Source organism: Zoogloea sp. LCSB751, from assembly GCF_002028455.1.
GTDB lineage: Bacteria > Pseudomonadota > Gammaproteobacteria > Burkholderiales > Rhodocyclaceae > Zoogloea.
In genome coordinates, this window is record NZ_MWUM01000553.1 from 1 (window position 1) to 240 (window position 240).

Sequence of the window (240 nt, forward strand, 5' to 3'; positions counted from 1 at the left end):
TGAGGTCGTCGTCTCCGTCGGCTCCAACCTGGATGCAACCCTGGCTGCGGCCCGGGCGGCGTTCGAGCAGGCGGCCAGCGTCGCCCAGGTCGAGCACCTGTCCGGCGCCATGCTGAACATCCACCTAGTGGAAGTCTTCCTGGGCGTCTTCATCGGTGCCGTGACCTTCACCGGTTCCGTGGTGGCGTTCGGCAAGCTGCGTGGCCTGATCTCTTCCAAGCCGCTGATGCTGCCGCACCG

General features: G+C 66.7%; 1 protein-coding gene. It reads left to right on the forward strand.

The window, feature by feature from the left end:
- On the forward strand, positions 1-240 hold a 240-nt coding region (locus B4920_RS30215), incomplete at both ends, for an NAD(P)(+) transhydrogenase (Re/Si-specific) subunit beta (RefSeq protein ID WP_216820131.1).